This window comes from Phaeobacter sp. CECT 5382, assembly GCF_001457775.1.
Taxonomy (GTDB): domain Bacteria; phylum Pseudomonadota; class Alphaproteobacteria; order Rhodobacterales; family Rhodobacteraceae; genus Pseudophaeobacter.
The window spans coordinates 335,838-356,858 of sequence record NZ_CYSG01000001.1; the positions used below are offsets into that span (position 1 = coordinate 335,838).

A 21,021-nucleotide genomic window follows, 5' to 3' on the forward strand; every position below is an offset into this window, starting at 1 on the left:
GTTCGCTTACAAACAAAGAGGGTCAGGCACCTGACCTGACCCTTGTCTGTTTCGAGTATCCTAGCTGGAGGCCTTGAGTTCAAGGCGGCGCGCATGCAGCACCGGTTCGGTATAGCCAGACGGCTGGATCCGTCCCTTAAACACCAGATCACAGGCCGCCTGAAAGGCAATGCCATCGAACCCCGGCGCCATGGGGGTATAGCTGGCATCCCCCGCATTTTGCCCGTCCACCACTGCAGCCATCTTTTGCATCGCCTCCATCACGCGGGATTCATCCACGACGCCGTGATGTAGCCAGTTTGCCAGCGCTTGGCTGGAGATCCGACAGGTGGCGCGGTCTTCCATCAGGCCGACGTTGTTCAGGTCAGGTACCTTCGAGCAACCAACCCCCTGATCCACCCAGCGCACCACATAGCCCAGAATACCCTGGGCGTTGTTTTCAACCTCGTGGGTAATTTCACCATCAGACAGGTTCTGTCCCTGCATAACGGGAATGGTCAGCAGATCCTCCAACGTGCCACGTGGCCCTGCGGCACGCAGAGCATCCTGCCGCGCCAGAACGTCAAACTGGTGATAGTGGGTCGCATGCAGGGTCGCCGCAGTCGGCGACGGCACCCAGGCGCAGGTCGCACCGGCCTGAGGGTGGCCAATCTTGGCTTTCAGCATTTCGCCCATCAGATCCGGCATGGCCCACATGCCCTTGCCGATCTGCGCGCGCCCCTTCAGGCCACAGGCCAGACCGATATCAACATTGCGATCCTCATAGGACGCAATCCAAGCGGTTCCCTTCATCTCTCCCTTGGGCAGCATTGGACCCGCTTCCATCGAAGTATGGATCTCGTCGCCGGTGCGATCAAGGAAGCCTGTGTTGATAAAGGCAACACGCGACTTCGCGGCGCGAATGCATTCCTTAAGGTTCACCGAGGTGCGGCGTTCCTCATCCATGATGCCGATCTTGACCGTATTGGCAGGCAGGCCCAGCGCCGCTTCGACATGGTCGAAGATACGGCAGGCAAAAGCGACCTCTTCGGGGCCGTGCATTTTGGGTTTCACCACATAGACCGAGCCATGCAGCGAATTACCGCCCTCAGCCTGCAGGTCATGCATGGCGCAGAGCACGGTTATCATCGCATCCAGAAAGCCTTCGCCCGCCTCGCGGCCTGCACTGTCCAGCACGGCAGGGTTGGTCATCAGATGACCAACATTGCGCACCAGCAAAAGTGAGCGCCCCTTAAGGCTGGCGGTCTCGCCTTTGGCGGTGGTGTACTTCAGATCCGGATTCAGAGCCCGGATGAAGGTCTCTCCACCTTTGGTGACCTCTTCGGTCAGGTCACGCTTCATCAGGCCCAGCCAGTTGGAGTAGGCAACAACCTTGTCTTCGGCGTCGACGCAGGCCACGGAATCTTCGCAATCCATGATGGTCGACAGCGCCGATTCCAGCGTGATGTCGTTGATGCCTGCTGCATCTGACGCCCCAATGTTGCCTGCGGCGTCGATTTCGATGACCGCATGCAACCCGTTGTTTTTCAACAGGACACGACTGGGGTTCGCGGCGTCACCGACATAGCCGACAAACTGATCCGCCGACTTTGGCGCAGGCACCAGCGCGCCATCCACAACCGCAAGGCCGGAAATCTCGCTCCAGGAACCACTGGCCAACGGGAAAGTCTCATCCAGGAAATTACGTCCCCAGGCGATCACCCTTGCGCCGCGCGAGGCATCATACCCACCACCGGAGGGCAGATCCCCCATCGCATCGGTGCCATAGAGTGCATCATAAAGACTGCCCCAGCGGGCATTGGCGGCATTCAGTGCAAAGCGTGCGTTGGTGATCGGCACCACCAGCTGCGGGCCCGGTGTCATGGCGATTTCAGCGTCGACATTGGCCGTGTCGATCTCGAAATCATCGCCTTCAGGCACCAGATAGCCGATCTCTTTCAAAAATGCCTGATAAGCTGCGGCATCCTGTGGGGCTGCGCGATGTTCAATGTGCCAGGCGTCGATCTTGCCCTGGATATCAGCCCGTTTGGCCAGCAGGGCGCGATTTTCATCACCCATGTCATTGACCAGCCCTGACAGCCCGGCCCAAAAGGCATCTGCCGCTACGCCGGTTCCCGGCAAGGCCTTGGTTTCAATGAAATCCGCCAGTTCGGATGCCACCTGCATCCCCTCGATTTTGCGCATGCCGCTCATTGAATTCCTCCCTGCGGGTTGCCGATCCTGTTTCTCGGATACAGGATAAGTTTCCTATCGGCAACATGCGTGGTAATATTATTTTACCAATTATCGCACAGCTGCTTCAAAATCCATTTGCAAATCTCGGATATTTTCAAAATCTCGGGAACTTTCAACGAAGAGGCATAAATCGCATTTTTGCCACCACCTGCTTGCCGACGGCGCAGCCATTGCCTACCACTGGTGCAACCGATGAGACAGGCCAGATGCCCGGAACTGCGACTTTGCAAGTGCCTTTGGAATCCAGCCTGATAGCGACAGCAAGGATCCGAAGATGACGGCAGCAACAGGCCACGACAGCACAGCGCAGCAAACCTTTTATCTGAAGGACTACACCCCCTTTGGGTTTGAGGTCGACAGCGTCGATCTGACCTTTCGTCTGGCTCCCAATGCCACCCGCGTGATCAGCCGGATCCATTTTACGCCAAAGGCCGACGCAGCTGATCCGCAGTTCTTTTTACATGGCGAAAAGCTCAAACTGATCTCGGCCAGTATTGATGGTGTCGCCGTAACGCCTGATGTGACCCCCGAAGGTCTGGTCTGCACCACCCCAGACACCGCCTTTCTGTGGGAAGCAGAGGTCGAGATCGACCCCGCAGGCAATACCGCCCTCGAGGGGCTCTATATGTCCAATGGCATGTATTGCACCCAGTGTGAGGCCGAAGGTTTTCGCAAGATCACCTATTACCCCGATCGCCCCGATGTCATGAGCACCTTTACCGTGCGTATCGAGGGCGATGAAGAGGTCTTGTTGTCAAACGGCAATCCAGTATCGCAGGGCGCAGGTGCTGCCGAATGGCATGACCCCTGGCCGAAACCGGCCTATCTGTTTGCACTGGTGGCCGGTGATCTGGTCAATCATCCGGACACCTTCACCACCAAGTCCGGTCGCGCGGTCGAGCTCAACATCTGGGTACGTCCGGGTGACGAAGACAAATGCGCCTTTGGCATGGATGCCCTGAAGAAATCCATGACCTGGGATGAACAGGCCTATGGGCGCGAATACGACCTAGATATCTTCAACATCGTCGCGGTGGATGATTTCAACATGGGCGCGATGGAAAACAAGGGGCTGAACATCTTCAACTCCTCTTGTGTTCTAGCCAGCCCCGAAACCAGCACCGACGCCAATTTCGAACGTATCGAGGCGATCATCGCCCATGAGTATTTTCACAACTGGACTGGCAACCGCATCACCTGCCGCGACTGGTTCCAGCTCTGCCTGAAAGAGGGGCTGACGGTGTTTCGCGATGCGCAATTCACTTCTGACATGCGCTCGGCCCCGGTGAAACGGATCTCTGACGTGATTGACCTGCGCGCGCGCCAGTTCCCCGAGGATCAGGGCCCGCTGTCGCACCCGGTACGCCCCGAAGAATTTCAGGAAATCAACAACTTCTACACTGCCACCATCTATGAAAAAGGCGCCGAAGTCATCGGCATGCTGAAACGTCTGGTCGGGGATGGGGCCTACAGTCGCGCGCTAGATCTCTACTTTGAGCGTCACGATGGGCAAGCTTGCACCATCGAAGACTGGCTGAAAGTGTTCGAAGACACCACTGGCCGCGATCTGAGCCAGTTCAAACGCTGGTATTCCCAGGCCGGCACCCCGCGCCTGAAGGTAGACGAGGCCTATGAAGAGGGCACCTACACCCTGACATTCGAACAAGACACGGCACCAACACCGGGTCAGCCGCAAAAGGATCCCCGCGTCATCCCGATCGCCATTGGTCTGTTGAATGACAACGGTGATGAAGTGTTGCCTACCACGGTTCTGGAAATGACCGAGGCAAAGCAGGTCTTTGAATTCAAAGATCTCGCCAGCAAACCAGTGCCTTCGATCCTGCGCGAGTTTTCCGCCCCGGTGGTTTTGGAGCGCGAAACCAGCAATGCCGAACGGGCCTTTTTGCTGGCCCATGACAGCGACCCTTTTAATCAGTGGGAAGCCGGAAACAGCCTCGCGCGCGCCTCGCGCCTGTCGATGGTAAAAACTGGTTCAGCCCCGGATCCGGCCTATCTGGATGCGTTGCAGAAACTGCTGCGTGACGACACACTTGATCCGGCCTTTCGGGCACTGATGCTACAGCCGCCCAGCCAATCCGATATTGCTCAGGCCCTGTTCGAAGATGGCACCGTGCCGGATCCGCAAAAGATTGACGATGCCGCTGAAACCTTTGCCATGACCCTGGCGCAGCAACTCGCTGACAGCTTGCCCCGGCTTTATGCGGCAACCACGGTCGATGGCCCCTATTCGCCGGATGCAACCAGTGCTGGCAAACGGGCCCTGAATGGCCGCATCCTGTCGCTGCTGACACGACTGGATGGCGGCGATGCTGCCGCACGTCAGTTCGCCTCTGCCGATAATATGACCCAGCAATACAGTGCACTGGCCAGCCTGATGAAAGCGGAAAAAGGCGAAACCCAGTCCATAGCCTTCTTTGAGAAGTGGCAAGCAGACCGGCTAGTGATGGACAAATGGTTTGCTCTGCAAGTGGCCTGCGCCAGCCCGGACCGCGCCGCAGGCATTGCCGCTGATCTGACCCGGCATCCGCTTTTCACCCTGAAGAACCCCAACCGGTTCCGGGCGGTCATGGGCGCCCTCGCCGGTCACCACGCGGGCTTTCATCATGCCAGTGGCGCGGGCTATAGCCTGCTAGCAGAAAACCTCATCGCGCTGGATAAGCTCAATCCACAAACCACGGCGCGCATGTGCACCGCCTTCCAGACCTGGAAACGCTATGACAGCGACCGCCAGTCCCTGATCAAAGCCCAGTTGCAGCGCATTGCGTCCAGCGGCGGTCTCAGCCGGGACACCAATGAAATGGTCAGCCGGATCCTGAATGCTTGACCCCAAGCCCCCAGTCGGGTCCGGGCGCGCGCACAACCACGCCCCGGGGCAGGAAAGCACACAGGATGCGGGGGCAAAACACGCCCCCCATCCTGATTATCACTTCCAGCGACAAGGACGGTCGTTATCACTGGTTCTGGCCCTGCTGTGTTGGATACTGGCGCTTGCCGCCCTCGGCCTCGTGCTTGAGGCTGCCGGGTGGATCATTCTGATCTTTGCTCTGCCTGCCTTGCCTGCAACCTGGGATCTGTGGCGCAACCCTTCCTCGGGCCTGGTTCTGGAGGGTGACCAGATTACCTGGTTCACCGGCACAGCACGCAACAGCCTGGCGCTGCAAGATATTCAACTATTGCGGCTGGACCGGCGCTGGGATTTCTCCTTCCGCGCCACCTTGATCCTGCGGAGCGGCGGCAAAATCCGCCTGCCGCAATCTGCTCTGCCACCGGTGGATCCCTTCGAACAGAAGATGCAAGACCGTGGGGTCACCAGCGAGCGCCACCATTTCACGGTATTTTAGCCTCCGGCTGTGCCTGCCCTCAAGGCCCAGCTCTCAGGTCACAACCATTTCAAGCGACATATCGCAGATCCCTCGCGGCTGTTTCAACGGCACTCCTAAATACATTATTTCAAATACATCATAAGCAATCTCCGATGCCTTGCGATTTCCCAATTCGGCTCGGCAAACTCCCCATCCCTGCCACGATTGCGCCGCATTGAAGGATCAGTTTGATCCCAACAACGAAGCTGCCAACCCGCAGGACTTTTGAATGCTCAAAACGCGCGAACAGATGTGGGCATTCATGTCCCAACTGCCCAAGGATATTCCCAACTGGCTCAATGCCAGAGTGTCGGCCCTGCCCTTTCCCGGTGGCAATGCAGGCACCGAAACAGATACTGTTTCTGTCTCCGGGACACATAGAGCCGCAGGCGCATCAGAAACAGCTCCCGACACGAGGTCACAACCTAAGGCCGAAATTGCAATTCCGACTGGAGTAATTTCGGCAGCGGACACCAGCGAAAGCACAGTGCAAGACACTCCAGCCGAAGGTCGGGCGAAACACCTGGAAGACAAGCTGCTGATCCCAATCTGCACCGATTGCCCGGATGTTGCACGCCGCCAGTCTCTGCAAGACCAAGGCCAGTTTCTGGCCCGTCAGGAACGCTGGGAGGAGCTATCGGCACTGATCCGCACCGCAGACCGGAACCAGACCTGCACCCCCGGTGGGCTCGCCGAGGCCGATCTTTTGGCCTTTGGCGCCCGGGCAGATGTGGTCAATGCGGTCGAACATGCACTTGAAGACGCCAGCGTCAAAGGGGCACCGGCCAATAACAATCGCGCCCTCATTGCCGGTATCATGGCACTGGAAGCGCTACGCGGTGAACATCGCCTGAACAGTTATCTGACGGCTTTGGTCGCATTGGCCCATGTCGATATTGCCTGGATCTGGCGCCGCTCGGCGACCGACGAGACCAATGGCAAGACGGCGCAACGGCGCGCGGCGGCGCATTTTGACCGCGCTGCAGCTCTTATGGCCCCTCTCAAGGACGACTGCGAAGAAAGCGCCTTTTTGTCATCGGCCCAATGCGCGCTTTATGCCGGCAAAACCGAAGACACCCTGCGCGTGGCCGACGCCTACGCGGCCCTGATCGACCGTGACCCTGGCAATCCACGCCATATGCGTGGCCTTGGCATGCAGATGCTGCCCCGCGCCAATGGTTCTTATGCCGCGCTCGAACTGGAGGCCCGACGGACTGCTGCCCGCACGCAGGAGTTGTGGGGGGCTGGCGGCTATACCTGGGTCTATTTTGATGCCATGGCGCTGGATGGACAGGCCTGTGCACGGGTCGATCCAAAGTTCTTTATGGATGGGTTGCAGGATATCCTCTGCGCCAATCCCAGCCAGGAGATGATCAACCTGCTGACCGCCTATTGCGGTGTCACCCTGCGTCACGACAACGGTCGCAATGATCAGGCCGAGGCCACCCGACGCCAGATCTGCGAAGCCACCCGCTGGCTGGTACGCAGCCACCTGCGCGAACTACACCCGCTTGTCTGGGCGCATGCGACGCGGGGATTTGACAACAGTGCTCGCGTCACATCAGTCCGCCGATTTGCCGCACGCGGGCAGGCCGAGGCACTGGAATGTATTGCCCGCGTTTTCCACGAAGAAATCGACAGCGGCCACAGGATCTCCTTTACTCCGGAGGGCTTTGATCTGCTGCAGGGCTGAGACAGCAATCTGCCGCCGCCCCTTCAGCCACGTTCTCGGCGTTCCCACCAATGCGTGCCTCTTGGCAATCCCAGAGCATCCGATGTAGTTCGCGCAGATAGAACGCGGGACTTGAGCCCCTCAAGTGACTTGAAGCAGGGCGAAATCACCAAGGGCGACATACAGAAAAGGCCGGACATAGCGCCCGGCCTTTCCTCTGGCACTTTCGTCATCAAGCCTAGATAGCATCAAGCCTAGCTAGTTCTTTTTGAAGGCATCCATCAGGGCCGCGCCCAACGCACCGGTTTCGGACTTACCACCGCCACCAGGCGAGGCCGACATTTTACCGCGCCCCTGCCCACCTTTTTGCCCCACCTTTTGTCCACCGCGCGGGCCATGTTTGGCCCCTTTACCGGTTTCGCGTGCCGCTGGCCCTGTGGCATTGCGGTCTTCACGTGCCGACGCGCCGCCATCCTTGCGCATGGTTAGCGCAATGCGTTTGCGCGCCACATCGACCTCGGTGACGGTGACCTTGACCACTTGCCCCGTTTTTACAATCTCATGGGGATCTTTCACAAATTTGTCCGCCAGCTGGCTGACATGCACAAGACCGTCCTGATGCACCCCAATATCCACAAAAGCGCCAAAAGCTGCGACATTGGTCACCGTACCTTCCAGCACCATACCCGGCTTCAGATCCTGCATGGTTTCGACCCCTTCCGCAAAGGTGGCCGTCACAAAGGAGGGGCGTGGATCTCGACCCGGCTTTTCCAGCTCGGCAAAGATGTCGCGCACGGTCGGCAAGCCAAAGGTCTCACTGACAAACTGATCGGCGCGCAGGGTTTTGAGGGCCGTGCTGTCGCCCATGATCTGGCGAATGTCGCGCCCGCAGGCCGAAACAATCTTGCGCGCCACATCATAGGCTTCCGGATGCACCGATGAAGCATCCAGCGGCTCTTTTCCTTCGCGGATACGCAAGAAGCCCGCGCATTGCTCAAAGGCCTTGGGACCAAGGCGCGCCACCTTCAGCAATTCCCGGCGCGAGACAAAAGCACCGTTCACATCGCGATGTGCCACGATAGCCTCGGCCAATCCTGGCCCCAGCCCCGAAACATGGCTCAGCAGCGGCGCCGAGGCCATATTGAGATCAACGCCCACTGCGTTCACCACGTCCTCGATCACCGCCTCGAGCGATTTCGTCAGACGGTGCTGGTCAACGTCATGCTGATATTGCCCCACACCGATGCTTTTGGGCTCGATCTTGACCAACTCGGCCAGCGGATCCTGTAGACGCCGCGCGATGGAAACCGCCCCGCGCAGACTGACATCCAGATCAGGAAACTCCCGCGCCGCAAGTTCAGAGGCCGAATAGACCGAGGCGCCAGCTTCGGAGACCACCACTTTAGTGGGTTTTTTCACCTTGGCGGGAAGGTTCTGGATCACCTCTGCCACCATGCGTTCGGTTTCTCGGCTGGCAGTGCCGTTGCCGATGGCGATCAGCTCGACACCATGTTCGGCGACCAGTTTCAGGATGCTGACCTGGGCGCCACGCAAATCATTCTTTGGCTGAAACGGATACAGCGTCTCTGTGGCGAGCAGTTTCCCGGTTGCATCAACCACTGCCGCCTTGACGCCGGTGCGAATGCCCGGATCCAGCCCGAGAGTCGGCCGCGCACCGGCTGGGGCAGCAAACAGCAGATCCTTGAGATTACGCGCAAAGACCTGAATTGCATCGTCCTGCGCACGGGCGCGCAGATCGCTCATCAGTTCCAGCATCATCGACAGGCTCAGCTTCACGCGCCAGGTCCAGCCTGCCACTTTGCGCAACCACTTGTCACCGGGGCCGGTGCCCCCAGCCCCCAGTTCTGCCGCCACCATGCTTTCGGCGCGGGCAACACCCTCTTCGGGCTCGGGCCCGATATCCAGCGTCAACACGCCCTCATTGGAGCCGCGCAACATCGCCAGTGCACGGTGCGAAGCCACATCGGCCCAACGTTCGCTATGATCAAAATAGTCAGAAAACTTGGCGCCGACCTGTTCCTTGCCCTCGACCACCCGGGCGGTCAGCCGGGCCTCGGCCTGCATGAACTGGCGCAGCCGCCCCAGAAGGCTCGCGTTTTCCGTCATACGTTCGGTCAGAATATCACGCGCGCCGTTCAGCGCCGCTTTGGTATCCGGCACAGCCTCTGTGACAAAGCCCGCAGCCAGCGCATCAGGCACCGCCGAGCGGTCTGCAAGGATAGCCTCTACCAATGGCTCCAGCCCGTTTTCACGGGCAATCATCGCCTTGGTGCGGCGTTTAGGTTTGAAGGGCAGATAGATATCTTCCAGCTGCGCCTTGGTCTCGGCCTTGGCGATTGAAGCCGCCAGTTCATCGGTCAGTTTGTCCTGCGATTTGATCTGATCAAAGATCGTCACCCGCCGGGCCTCCAGCTCACGCAGATAGGACAGACGCTCTGCCAGTGTGCGCAACTGGGTATCATCCAGACCACCGGTAACCTCTTTGCGATAGCGCGCCACGAACGGCACGGTTGCGCCCTCGTCCAGCAGCGTCACGGCACTGTTTACCTGTTTGGGGGCTGCGCCAATTTCAGTGGCAATGGTCTGGGCAATACGGGCTGCGGTATCCAACGATGCGTCCTCTTCGTTCTGCTCGGGCACTCTTCTTAGCTCTGCGTGGCAGCCGCGCCAAGTGCTCAGATCACTGGTAGGCGGATGCAGCCCTGACCTGCCCCGCCTTATCAACCTGGCACGCCTTATCCTCTTGCCCCGCATGGCCCGCTGGCCTAGAACGCTTTGCAAACGTGATAAATGGAGCCGGTGCGAAATGCTCGACCTGACATATGAACTCCCCAAGCCCAAGGTGATTTCGGGCGCCAAACATGACTGGGAACTGGTCATCGGTTTGGAAGTCCATGCCCAGGTCAGCTCCAATGCCAAGCTGTTCTCTGGCGCTTCGACAAAATTCGGCGCCGAGCCGAACTCGAATGTCTCGTTCGTGGATGCCGCTATGCCCGGCATGCTGCCCGTCATCAACGAATACTGCGTTGAGCAGGCGGTGCGCACCGGGCTGGGTCTCAAGGCAGAGATCAACCTCTGGTCCGCCTTTGACCGCAAGAACTATTTCTACCCCGATCTGCCGCAGGGCTATCAGATCAGCCAGCTCTATCACCCCATCGTGGGCGAAGGAGAAGTGCTGGTGGAACTGGGTGACGGCACCGCGCGCAACGTGCGGGTCGAACGCATCCACATGGAACAGGACGCGGGCAAGTCGATCCATGACATGGACCCCAACATGTCTTTTGTTGACCTGAACCGGACCGGCGTCTGCCTGATGGAGATCGTCAGCCGCCCCGACATTCGTGGCCCCGAAGAAGCCGCCGCCTATGTTGCTAAAATCCGCCAGATCATGCGTTACTTGGGCACCTGCGACGGCAACATGCAAAACGGCAACCTGCGCGCAGATGTGAACGTCTCTGTCTGCCGCCCCGGTCAGTACGAGAAGTATCAGGAAACTCAGGATTTCTCGCACCTCGGCACCCGTTGCGAAATCAAGAACATGAACTCGATGCGGTTCATTCAGCAGGCCATCGAGGTGGAGGCCCGCCGTCAGATCGCCATCATTGAGGGTGGCGGAGAGGTCACGCAAGAGACCCGTCTGTATGACCCTGACAAGGGCGAGACCCGTTCGATGCGGTCAAAAGAAGAAGCGCATGACTACCGCTATTTCCCCGATCCTGATCTGCTGCCACTGGAAATCGAACAGGCCTGGGTCGACGGTATCGCAGCTACCCTACCCGAATTGCCCGATGGCAAAAAGGCGCGCTTCATCGCAGATTTTGGTCTCAGCGATTATGATGCCTCGGTACTGACTGCCGATGTCGCTTCCGCCGCCTATTTCGAGGCCGTGGCTGAGGGGCGCAACGGCAAACTGGCCGCCAACTGGGTGATCAACGAGCTGTTTGGCCGCCTGAAAGCGGACGAAGCCGATATTGCCAACAGTCCGGTCACCCCAGAGCAGCTCGGTGGTATCGTGGCGCTGATCTCAGCTGAAACCATCTCGGGCAAGATCGCCAAGGATCTGTTTGAAATCGTCTACACCGAAGGCGGCGACCCGGCACAGATCGTCGAAGAGCGTGGCATGAAGCAGGTGACTGATACGGGCGCCATCGAAGCTGCCCTGGACCAGATCATCGCCGACAACCCCGCGCAGGTGGAAAAAGCCAAACAGAACCCCAAACTGGCGGGCTGGTTTGTGGGTCAGGTGATGAAAGCGACCGGCGGCAAGGCCAACCCAAAAGCGGTGAACCAGCTTGTGGCGCAGAAACTGGGCGAATAAGCCCACACGAATTCCAATACAAAGGGGCGGGTCTGTAGCACACAGGGCCGCTCCTTCTCTTTTGTCGATGCAGGTGTCGATGCAAGCTCCTCTTGACCCCAAGACTTGTCTGGCTAAGCCTGCTGGCAAAACCAAAAGGGGATACCATCATGCAGCAGGATTTCGACAGGCGTTTTGATCAGGAACTTCAGGATCGTCTGGTGCGCTACGCCGCCATCGACAGTCAAAGCGATGAAAACTCACCTTCTTCGCCCAGCACAGACATCCAGTTCGACATGCAAAACCTGCTGGTTCAAGAGCTGCAGGAAATCGGCGCACAGGATGTGCAGTTGACAGACTATGGCACCGTCTTGGCCACCGTTCCCGGCAACACAGAAGGACCAACAGTTGGCTTTCTCGCCCATGTCGACACCGCGCCGCAGTTCAATGCCGAGGGCGTAAAACCCCGTGTGATCAAAGGCTACAACGGTGGCGACATCACCTTTCCTGACAATCCAGACCTGGTGTTGTCCCCTGCCGACCACCCTTACCTTTCCGGTAAGGAAGGCCATGACCTCGTGACAGCCTCGGGGTTGACGCTACTGGGGGCCGATGACAAATCCGGGGTGTCGATTGTCATGACCTTGGCCCGCCACCTGCTGGCCAATCCAGACATTCCCCATGGCCCCATCCGCATCGCCTTTACGCCTGATGAAGAAATCGGACGCGGGGTCGATGCCAAACTGCCCAAGGATCTGGGAGCGGATTTTGCCTATACTCTGGACGGGAGCGATCTGGGGGAAATCATCTACGAGAGCTTTTCTGCGGATCGCGCAGTCGTCAAGATCAAAGGCGTCTCTATCCACCCCGGCTGGGCCAAGGAAAAGATGGTCAATGCCGCCCACCTGGCGTCCAAAATCGTGCAGACCCTGCCGCAGGCAACCATGACCCCAGAGACCACCGACGGGCGCGAGGGTTTCTTGCATGTCACCGATATGAGCGGCGGCTCCTCCGAGATGGAGATCAAGCTGATCCTGCGTGATTTTGAACGCGACGGCCTTGCGGCCAAGGGCGATCTGCTGCGCAAGGTCTGCGATGCGGTGCAGGCGTCAGAGCCGCGCGCAGAAATCACCTGTGAGATCTATCCGCAGTATCGCAACATGCGGTACTGGCTAGAGGACGACATGACCCCGGTTGATCTGGCACTGGAGGCTTGCCGCGCCAATGGGATCGAGCCGATCTCTGTCCCTATTCGCGGCGGCACTGATGGCTCGCGCCTGACAGAATTGGGGGTCCCCACGCCCAATATCTTCTGCGGAATGCAGTGCGTACACGGACCACTTGAATGGGTTTCGGTGCAGGACATGGCCGCATCCTTGCAGGTTTGCCTGACTCTCGCTCAGCTGGCCGCGAAAAAGTAAACTCGCCCGTCACCCTCTACCCTCTCGTCCCCTCCTGCCCGATTGCAAGTTCGAGCAGGGGGGGGGGACAGGTGGGCGCAGTACAACATGATATCGCGGAGATATCAGCCAGTTGGGAGACATCTCATTTGCCGTGTTTCTCGTCAAAGACGACAGAGCCCGCTTAAGCCAGCGAACCCAGACTTGACCCCTCGCCTGCATGCGTTACACCTGCGCTCCAAGTCAGGAGACCGGCATGCAAGCGTTTGAGTACAAAGTTGTCCCCGCCCCGCACAAGGGGATCAAGGCCAAAGGCGTCAAAACGCCAGAAGCGCGGTTCGCGAATTCCGTGGAAACCACTCTGAACGAGATGGCTGCGGAAGGTTGGGAATATTTGCGCGCGGAACTGCTGCCTTCGGATGAACGGTCTGGTCTGACCGGATCAACCACCCACTGGCGCAATGTCCTTGTGTTTCGCCGGGCAATCCCTGCTCAGGCGGCCGGCTCTGCTCCGGTTACAGCAACCACCCCTGCCGTCACCCCGTCCACTGCTCCGCCGGTCGCAACTCCGCCGGTCACATCCCAGGCCGCCTCCACACCACCAGTGCAGAGGGCTCCGGTTACTGCAACGGCCGGCGATCCCGAAGCGCCGGCAGATGCCAAACCAGTGCCCGGAGCAGGGGCCGCCAAAATGCAGGCCGATGATGGTGTTGAAGAGCTGAGCCCGGTTTCCGGCATGACAGCTGCGCTGAAAGCCCGTGCGAAGCTGAACACGCCTAGCGAAGACTGAGGCACTGCAGCCGCCATAAAAGTTCGGCCCCTTTTGAGACCTAACTTGATGCCCCTCGTCCCGAAAGACGAGGAGTGCTATCAGTACCTGTTGGTCATGCGCTGCCGATATCCAGCGCCAGAGCATGAATACGTGGCACGATATCGCCCAAAGCCTTATGAACTGCGCGGTGTTGCTGCACCCGGTTCATCTCGGCAAAGGCGGCTGCCCGGATCATCACGTTGAAGTGGCTTTCACCACTGCCATCATGTCCCGCATGGCCAATATGGCTATTACTGTCGTCCACCACCTGCAAAGCAGAGGGGTCAAAAGCCTCTGTCAGGCGCTGTTCCATTTCCGCACGAATGCTCATTTTCCGCTCATCCTCATATTTATTTCTCTGCCCCCCTTCAATCTGACGCCCCTTAGACTAAACTGCTGCCTCCGAGTCGAGTAGATGCGTCGAGAAGGTGCACCCCATGAGCAAATCAGATCCTTTCGGTTTCGATATGTCCGTCAGTTCTGCCAAAAAGAAAAATCCGCGTGGACGCCGAGCCGCAACCGGGGCTTCCGAGACCTCTGTGCGGGTCTGTGACAAAGAGGGCTGCAAAGAAGCCGGCAAGTTCCGCGCGCCCAAGGCCCCCGATGTGCTGGATGATTTCTTTTGGTTCTGTCAGGAACATGTCCGCGAATATAACAACCACTGGAATTTCTTCCAAGGCACCACCGAGGCCGAGTTGAACGCCCAGCAATCCAAAGACAAGGTCTGGGAACGCCAGACCAAACCCATGGGTGACCCTGAGGCCCGCGCCTGGGCCCGCCTTGGCATCGAGGATCCGCATCAGGTTCTGGGGGGCAATGCGACCCAGAACCCCGGTCGATCCGCCGCAACCGGACGCCGCCTGCCCCCAACCGAGCGCCGCGCCATCGAAGTGCTGGAGGCCAAGGATGACTGGTCAAAGGCCGACATCCGCAAGGCCTATAAAAAACTCATCAAGGTTCTGCACCCGGATATGAACGGCGGCGACCGCAGCCAGGAAGAACAGCTGCAAGAAGTCATGTGGGCCTGGGATCAGATCAAGGACAGCCGCAGCTTCAAATAGTGGCGCGCTCTGCGCTCCTGCATCACCTCGGCAAAATACAAAGGGCAGTCGCGGCTGCCCTTTTTCGTGCCGCCCTTTCTTTGCCCCTGCCGTAGTGGTTCACTTTTGATAGTTCTGATAGTTCACATAGTGAGCCTGCCATAAGGCCAGTTCCTGCCACAACATCACGTTATTTGGTTGCCTCCTACTCTGCCTCTTGCCCTTCACCGCAAGATCAGGCACCAATCCAGCGGATTGACCCCGCAAGCAGCGGGAGAGGAACAAGGATCGACTGAGATGACTGATGGCATGCTGGATATGAATGCAAAACCGACCGATAGTATTTCGGTCCGCGATGTCTTCGGCATCGACACAGACATGACCATCAAGGGCTTTGCCGAAGGCTCTGACCGGGTTCCAGCGATCGACAACACCTATAAGTTCGACCCCGACACCACCATGGCCATTCTGGCCGGGTTTTCGCACAATCGCCGTGTGATGATCCAGGGCTACCACGGCACAGGCAAATCGACCCATATCGAACAGGTCGCTGCCCGTCTCAACTGGCCCTCTGTACGCGTGAACCTCGACAGCCACATTTCCCGGATCGATCTCATCGGTAAGGACGCGATCAAGCTGCGCGATGGCAAACAGGTGACTGAGTTCCACGAAGGCATCCTGCCCTGGGCGCTGCGCAACCCCGTCGCCATCGTCTTTGACGAATACGACGCAGGCCGCGCCGACGTGATGTTTGTGATCCAGCGTGTGCTGGAACATGACGGCAAGCTGACCCTGCTGGACCAGAACGAAATCATTACCCCGAACCCGTTCTTCCGCCTGTTTGCCACTGCCAACACTGTTGGTCTGGGCGACACCACCGGTCTGTATCACGGCACCCAGCAGATCAACCAGGCCCAGATGGACCGTTGGTCACTGGTCGCCACGCTGAACTATCTCAGCCATGACGCCGAAACCGCCATCGTTCTGTCCAAAGCGCCACATTACAACACCGAGGCAGGCCGCAAGAGCATCAGCCAGATGGTCACCGTCGCGGATCTGACCCGCACCGCCTTTATGAATGGTGATCTGTCGACCGTGATGAGCCCCCGGACCGTGATCAACTGGGCGCAAAACGCCGAGATATTCCGCGACGTGGGCTATGCCTTCCGCCTGTCGTTCTTGAACAAATGTGACGAGCTGGAACGCCAGACTGTCGCCGAGTTCTATCAGCGCTGCTTTGACGAAGAGCTGCCCGAAAGCGCCGCAAGCGTCAGTCTGGGCTGATCAGACAAGGACAAGAACCATGCATATTGGATTGATTGGTGGCATCGGTGTTGCGGCCACAGTGGTCTACTATCAACGGCTGACGGCCGCGATGGCAGTCCGCAATCTGCCGCTCCAATTGACCATTGTGCATGCCGATGTTCAGGAACTTATCCGCAACAATCTTGCGGATAACCGCGCGGCACAGGCCGAGGTATATGCCGGTCTGATCGACCAGTTACACGGGGCCGGAGCCGATTGTGCCGCAATCACCTCGCTTGGGGGGCACTTTTGCTTTGACGAAACTGTGCCCTTGTCCAGCCTGCCACTGGTCTCTGCCGTGACGCCGCTGGACAGCTATTTCACCTCTCAGGGGCTGAAGACAGTTGGCCTTCTGGGCACTCGCGTAGTGATGCGCACAAAAGTCTATGGGCAGTTGACGCAGACCCGGGCCGTGACACTGGCAGATGAAATTGACAGCTTGGGACAAAGCTACGTGGATATGGCCGTTGCCGGAACCTGCCCTCCTCAGCTGCGCGACACATTTCTGGATGCCGGGCAGCGTATGGTCGAGACCCTAGGTGCAGACGCCATTGTCCTGGCAGGCACCGACCTGAACCTTGCCTTTGACGGGCAGGATCCAGGGTATAGGGTTGTAGACGCTCTGGACGTACATGTGGATTTGCTGGCCCAGCTTGCGGCAGGTGACGCCGACCTCGATGAAGTGAGCGCGAAAAGATGAAAAAACCAAACGACAACCCAGCTGATCCCTTCAAAAAGGCGCTGGCCGAAGCCACCAAGGTCATGGCCAATGACCCAGAGCTGAGCGTGTCTTACACCGTCGATCCCTCTGGTGTGTCTGGTGACAACATGCGCCTGCCGCAGGTTAGCCGCCGCATGAGTCGCGAAGAAGTGCTGCTGGCGCGTGGCACGGCTGACGCACTGGCCCTGCGCCGCAAATTCCATGACGATGCCACCCATGCCAAATACACTCCCCAGGGTGAGATGGCACGCGATCTCTATGAGGCGATGGAAACTGCGCGCTGCGAAGCGATGGGCGCACGCCACATGCCCGGCACCGCCAGCAATATTGACGTGAAGATCCGCAACGAAGCCATCCGGCGCGGCTATGACCAGATGAAGAGCTCTTCAGAGGCCCCTCTGGCGGCCTCGGCCGGTTATCTGGTGCGCCATCTGGCGACAGGGCGCCCCCTGCCGCAGGGGGCCGAAAATGTGATGGAGCTGTGGCGCGGGTTCATTGAATCCCAGGCCGGCGAAACGCTGGAAAACCTCGACGAAAAAATCGCCGATCAATCCGAGTTTGCCAAATTCGCGCGTCAGATCATCTCGGATCTGGGTTACGGCGACCAGCTGGGCGACGACCCGGATGAGCTGGACGACAACCAAGACGACGAGGCCGAAGACAACGCCGAAGAACAGCCCGACCCAGACAGCTCTGGCCAGGATGACTCTGAAGACGAGCAGGCCGAAGCCGACGCCGAACAGGCGCAGGAACAGCAGCAGGACGAAAGCCAGGCCCAGATCTCGATGGATGAGCTGGCCGACGAGGAACTCGCCGAAGACACCGAGATGCCCGATGGCGAGGCCCCCTTGGAGCCGCCCCCGCCACCTGCCGCCTCGGAAGCGGATCCGGACTATAAGGTCTTTCTCGACGCCAACGACGAAGAAATCGCTGCCGAGGATCTGGCCGAACCGGCCGAACTGGAGCGCCTGCGCGCCTATTTGGACCAGCAGTTGGAGCCGCTGAAAGGTGCCGTGAGCCGCCTGGCCAACAAGTTGCAGCGCCGTCTGCAGGCACAGCAGAACCGCTCTTGGGAGTTTGACCTTGAAGAGGGCATTCTGGATGCAGGCCGTCTGGCGCGGGTGATTGCCAACCCGACTACACCGCTGTCGTTCAAACGCGAAAAAGACACCGAGTTCCGGGACACTGTGGTGACATTGCTGCTGGATAACTCCGGCTCGATGCGCGGTCGGCCGATCTCTATTGCTGCGATCTGCGCTGATGTTTTGGCCCGCACGCTGGAACGCTGCAACGTCAAGGTCGAGATCCTCGGCTTTACCACCCGCGCCTGGAAAGGCGGCCTCGCCCGTGAGGCCTGGCTGAACGAAGGTCGCCCCCAGATGCCCGGTCGCCTGAATGATCTGCGCCACATCATCTATAAATCGGCAGATTCTCCCTGGCGGCGGGTGCGCCCCAATCTGGGGCTGATGATGAAAGAGGGCCTGCTGAAAGAAAACATCGACGGCGAAGCCCTGGAATGGGCCCACCGGAGAATGTTAGGGCGGCAAGAGGCGCGCAAGATCCTGATGGTGATCTCGGATGGGGCGCCCGTGGACGACAGCACGCTCTCTGTAAACCCGGCCAATTACCTGGAAAAACACCTGCGCGATGTGATCGCCATGGTGGAGCGACGCAAGCAGGTTGAACTCCTGGCGATTGGTATCGGCCATGACGTGACACGCTACTACGACCGCGCCGTAACCATCACCGATGTGGAGCAGTTGGCCGGTGCTATGACAGAACAACTGGCCGCCCTGTTTGACAGTGACCCACGGGCCCGCGCACGAGTCATGGGCATAAACAACATCAGCAGAAGCGGCTAAGGCTGTGGCTTAGCCCGGTCCCAGTGGGTGCCTTCCCAATTCTAAAGCCAGGTGAACGAAAGGGTCCCGCGCCATGGCTGCGCATCACAGATGCGCTTTCAAGTCTTGTGCATGGCAGCGCACCTTCCGGCGCGCTGCGGTTGCGAACAAGCGAAACCTCTGCGCCTGTCGCCAACCGCGCCGCGCAATAGCGCGGCGCCCGGCCCAAGCGACGCAAAGCATCTTTGATGCTGTTGCAACGCGCGGGAGGCACCGCGTCACAGGATTGCCCGCCCTCCCCCTCATTCCAGAGTGGCCGAGAGGTCCGGCTCCCCCTTGCCACTGGCGGGGGGATTTGAAAGACATACCATAAGCTTGATCATTACGACTGGCGTCAAAGCCGACAGAACCACTGATCCCTGCCGCCGCCAAAGACCAAGACAAAGCCAAGGAGAGCACCCGATGTTTCAGAGTTACGAGGTCACTGCGCGCCCTGAACAAGGTCCCCCACGGCTACAGGCGCTGCGCCAGGAACTTGCACGCGACGGGTTGGATGGTTTTCTGGTCCCACGTGCCGATGCCCACCAGGGCGAATATGTCGCTCCGCATGACGAACGACTGAGCTGGCTGACCGGCTTCACCGGTTCGGCCGGGTTCTGTGCCGCCCTTGCAAACATCGCTGGCGTGTTTGTCGACGGGCGATACCGTACTCAGGTCAAACGTCAGGTGGCAGACCTTTTCACTCCGGTGCCCTGGCCCGAAGTCCAGCTGGCAGACTGGTTAAAAGAACAGCTCCCTCACGGCGGAAAGGTCGGCTTTGATCCCTGGCTGCATGCCACCTCGCAAATCACCACCCTCGCCCAGGATCTGCAAAACAGCGGGATCGAGCTGGTACAGACGGACAATCTGGTGGATCGCATCTGGTCAGATCAACCCGCCCCGCCCGCGGAACCCGTCCAGTCCCATGCGCTAACCTATGCAGGTGAAAGCGCCACCGACAAATCCGGACGTCTGGCGAAAGCGTTGAGCTCAGCCGGGCACAGTGCCGCCCTGATCACCCTGCCCGACAGCATCATGTGGCTGCTCAATATTCGCGGTGCAGACATTCCGCGCAACCCGGTGGCACATGGCTTTGCCATTCTGCATGCCGATGCCCGCGTCGATCTGTTCATGTCCCGCAAAAAACTTCAAAACCTGGGCAATCACCTGCCGGATACGGTCTCTGTTCACCCACCGTCGCAGTTCTTGCAGGCCATCGCCGACCTCACCGGATCGGTTGCGGTCGATACTGCCAGCCTGCCACAGTTTGCGGCGGATGCTCTGGGCGACAAGCTCATCGCTGTCGGCGATCCTTGCGCCCTGCCCAAAGCCCGCAAAAATGCCGCCGAAATCGCAGGCTCTGCCGCCGCGCATCTGCGCGATGGAGCTGCCGTCATCGAACTTCTCGCCTGGCTCGACGCTCAGGCGCCCGGCACGGTGACGGAAATCGATGTGGCAAAACGGCTCGAAACCCTGCGTCGCCGCGACCCCAACCTGCGCGATATCAGTTTCGAGACCATTTCTGGCACTGGCGAAAACGGTGCCGTGATGCATTACCGGGTCACAGACGAAAGCAATAGCCTACTGCAGCCCGGACATATTCTGGTTTTGGACAGCGGCGGACAATACCTGGACGGAACAACGGATATCACCCGGACCATCGCAATCGGCATACCAGATGCCGAGCAATGCGCCGCCTTCACCCGGGTCTTGCAGGGGATGATCGCCATGTCGCGCCTGCGTTGGCCCAAAGGGCTTGCAGGACGCGATATCGAAGCCATAGGTCGCATGCCGCTTTGGCTGGCGGGGCAGGATTTCAATCACGGGCTTGGTCATGGTGTTGGCGCCTATCTCAGTGTCCATGAGGGCCCACAACGCCTGAGCCGCGCTTCGCATGTACCACTGGAGCCGGGTATGATCCTCTCCAACGAGCCCGGCTACTATCGTGAAGGCGCCTTTGGGATCCGGATAGAGAACCTGCTGGTGGTACAGCCTGCTGCCCAGTTGGAGACCAGTGATCGTGAACGGGAGATGCTGACCTGGCAGACCCTGACCTTTGTGCCGATAGACCGGCGACTGATCCTGCGCGACTGGCTGACCGAGGGCGAACGTGACTGGCTCAATGCCTATCACGCCGAAATCCGCAGCAAGCTTCGTCCCGACGTCAGTCCAGAGGCGCAGATCTGGCTGGATGACGCGACCGCTCCGCTCTGATAACAGATTGTTACATAAAAACGGCATAGAGATATGCCACAA

15 protein-coding genes are annotated in these 21,021 nt (G+C 59.1%); 12 read left to right on the forward strand and 3 right to left on the reverse strand.

All coding sequences use genetic code 11. The features are described 5' to 3' along the window. Positions 1 to 60 precede the first annotated feature (60 nt). Positions 61 to 2,193 (reverse strand): malate synthase G, encoded by a 2,133-nt coding sequence (locus PH5382_RS01575; protein ID WP_058332578.1) that lies wholly within the window; start codon positions 2,191 to 2,193, stop codon positions 61 to 63. On the opposite strand from PH5382_RS01575, the gene PH5382_RS19660 reads away from it, so the two are divergent. From PH5382_RS19660 to PH5382_RS01590, 4 genes are all read left to right on the forward strand, one after another. Further along, a complete protein-coding gene (locus PH5382_RS19660) occupies positions 2,193 to 2,513 on the forward strand; it encodes a hypothetical protein (protein WP_156414814.1) in 321 nt (106 codons plus the stop codon). The genes PH5382_RS01575 and PH5382_RS19660 overlap by 1 nt on opposite strands. Beyond that, positions 2,510 to 5,080, forward strand: a complete 2,571-nt coding sequence (pepN, locus tag PH5382_RS01580) for an aminopeptidase N (protein WP_058332579.1) — start codon at positions 2,510 to 2,512, stop codon at positions 5,078 to 5,080. The genes PH5382_RS19660 and pepN overlap by 4 nt, the downstream gene beginning before the upstream one ends. Beyond that, positions 5,073 to 5,597, forward strand: coding sequence for a hypothetical protein (locus PH5382_RS01585; protein WP_197409973.1), 525 nt, complete (start codon positions 5,073 to 5,075; stop codon positions 5,595 to 5,597). Before pepN ends, PH5382_RS01585 begins: the two co-directional genes overlap by 8 nt. Before the next feature lie 250 nt (positions 5,598 to 5,847). Then, the gene (locus PH5382_RS01590) at positions 5,848 to 7,311 is read left to right on the forward strand and encodes a hypothetical protein (RefSeq protein WP_231751767.1); all 1,464 of its coding nucleotides are present in this window, start codon (positions 5,848 to 5,850) and stop codon (positions 7,309 to 7,311) included. 237 nt (positions 7,312 to 7,548) lie between these two features. On the opposite strand, the gene PH5382_RS01595 is transcribed toward PH5382_RS01590, so the two are convergent. Next, the gene (locus PH5382_RS01595) at positions 7,549 to 9,921 is read right to left on the reverse strand and encodes a Tex family protein (protein ID WP_058332670.1); all 2,373 of its coding nucleotides are present in this window, start codon (positions 9,919 to 9,921) and stop codon (positions 7,549 to 7,551) included. Between the two features lie 196 nt (positions 9,922 to 10,117). On the opposite strand from PH5382_RS01595, the gene gatB reads away from it, so the two are divergent. The 3 genes from gatB (at position 10,118) to PH5382_RS01610 (ending at position 13,798) form a co-directional block, all read left to right on the forward strand. Then, positions 10,118 to 11,629 (forward strand): Asp-tRNA(Asn)/Glu-tRNA(Gln) amidotransferase subunit GatB, encoded by a 1,512-nt coding sequence (gene gatB, locus PH5382_RS01600; RefSeq protein WP_058332580.1) that lies wholly within the window; start codon positions 10,118 to 10,120, stop codon positions 11,627 to 11,629. Between the two features lie 149 nt (positions 11,630 to 11,778). Beyond that, complete coding sequence (pepT, locus tag PH5382_RS01605) at positions 11,779 to 13,029, forward strand: peptidase T (RefSeq protein WP_058332671.1); 1,251 nt, start codon at positions 11,779 to 11,781, stop codon at positions 13,027 to 13,029. A gap of 235 nt (positions 13,030 to 13,264) precedes the next feature. After that, positions 13,265 to 13,798: a DUF4177 domain-containing protein gene (locus PH5382_RS01610; RefSeq protein ID WP_058332581.1), complete on the forward strand. Its 534-nt coding sequence runs from the start codon at positions 13,265 to 13,267 to the stop codon at positions 13,796 to 13,798. 94 nt (positions 13,799 to 13,892) lie between these two features. Here the strand turns inward: PH5382_RS01610 and PH5382_RS01615 are convergent, their stop codons facing one another. Beyond that, positions 13,893 to 14,150: a BolA family protein gene (locus PH5382_RS01615; protein ID WP_058332582.1), complete on the reverse strand. Its 258-nt coding sequence runs from the start codon at positions 14,148 to 14,150 to the stop codon at positions 13,893 to 13,895. 106 nt (positions 14,151 to 14,256) lie between these two features. Here PH5382_RS01615 and PH5382_RS01620 point away from each other — a divergent pair, with 106 nt between their 5' ends. The 5 genes from PH5382_RS01620 to PH5382_RS01640 all read left to right on the forward strand — a co-directional run bounded on the left by PH5382_RS01620 (position 14,257) and on the right by PH5382_RS01640 (position 20,979). Continuing rightward, entirely contained in the window at positions 14,257 to 14,880 is a 624-nt protein-coding gene (locus tag PH5382_RS01620) for a DnaJ domain-containing protein (protein ID WP_058332583.1), read from the forward strand. Between the two features lie 276 nt (positions 14,881 to 15,156). Then, positions 15,157 to 16,143 carry a cobaltochelatase subunit CobS gene (gene cobS, locus PH5382_RS01625; protein WP_058332584.1) on the forward strand — a complete coding sequence of 329 codons (987 nt, stop codon included), beginning with the start codon at positions 15,157 to 15,159 and terminating at the stop codon, positions 16,141 to 16,143. Between the two features lie 19 nt (positions 16,144 to 16,162). Beyond that, entirely contained in the window at positions 16,163 to 16,864 is a 702-nt protein-coding gene (locus tag PH5382_RS01630; protein WP_058332585.1) for an aspartate/glutamate racemase family protein, read from the forward strand. Further along, on the forward strand, positions 16,861 to 18,747 hold the full coding sequence (gene cobT / locus PH5382_RS01635; protein ID WP_058332586.1) for a cobaltochelatase subunit CobT: 1,887 nt from the start codon (positions 16,861 to 16,863) through the stop codon (positions 18,745 to 18,747). The genes PH5382_RS01630 and cobT overlap by 4 nt, the downstream gene beginning before the upstream one ends. A gap of 441 nt (positions 18,748 to 19,188) precedes the next feature. Next, positions 19,189 to 20,979, forward strand: a complete 1,791-nt coding sequence (locus tag PH5382_RS01640) for an aminopeptidase P family protein (protein WP_058332587.1) — start codon at positions 19,189 to 19,191, stop codon at positions 20,977 to 20,979. The last annotated feature ends 42 nt before the right edge of the window (positions 20,980 to 21,021 follow it).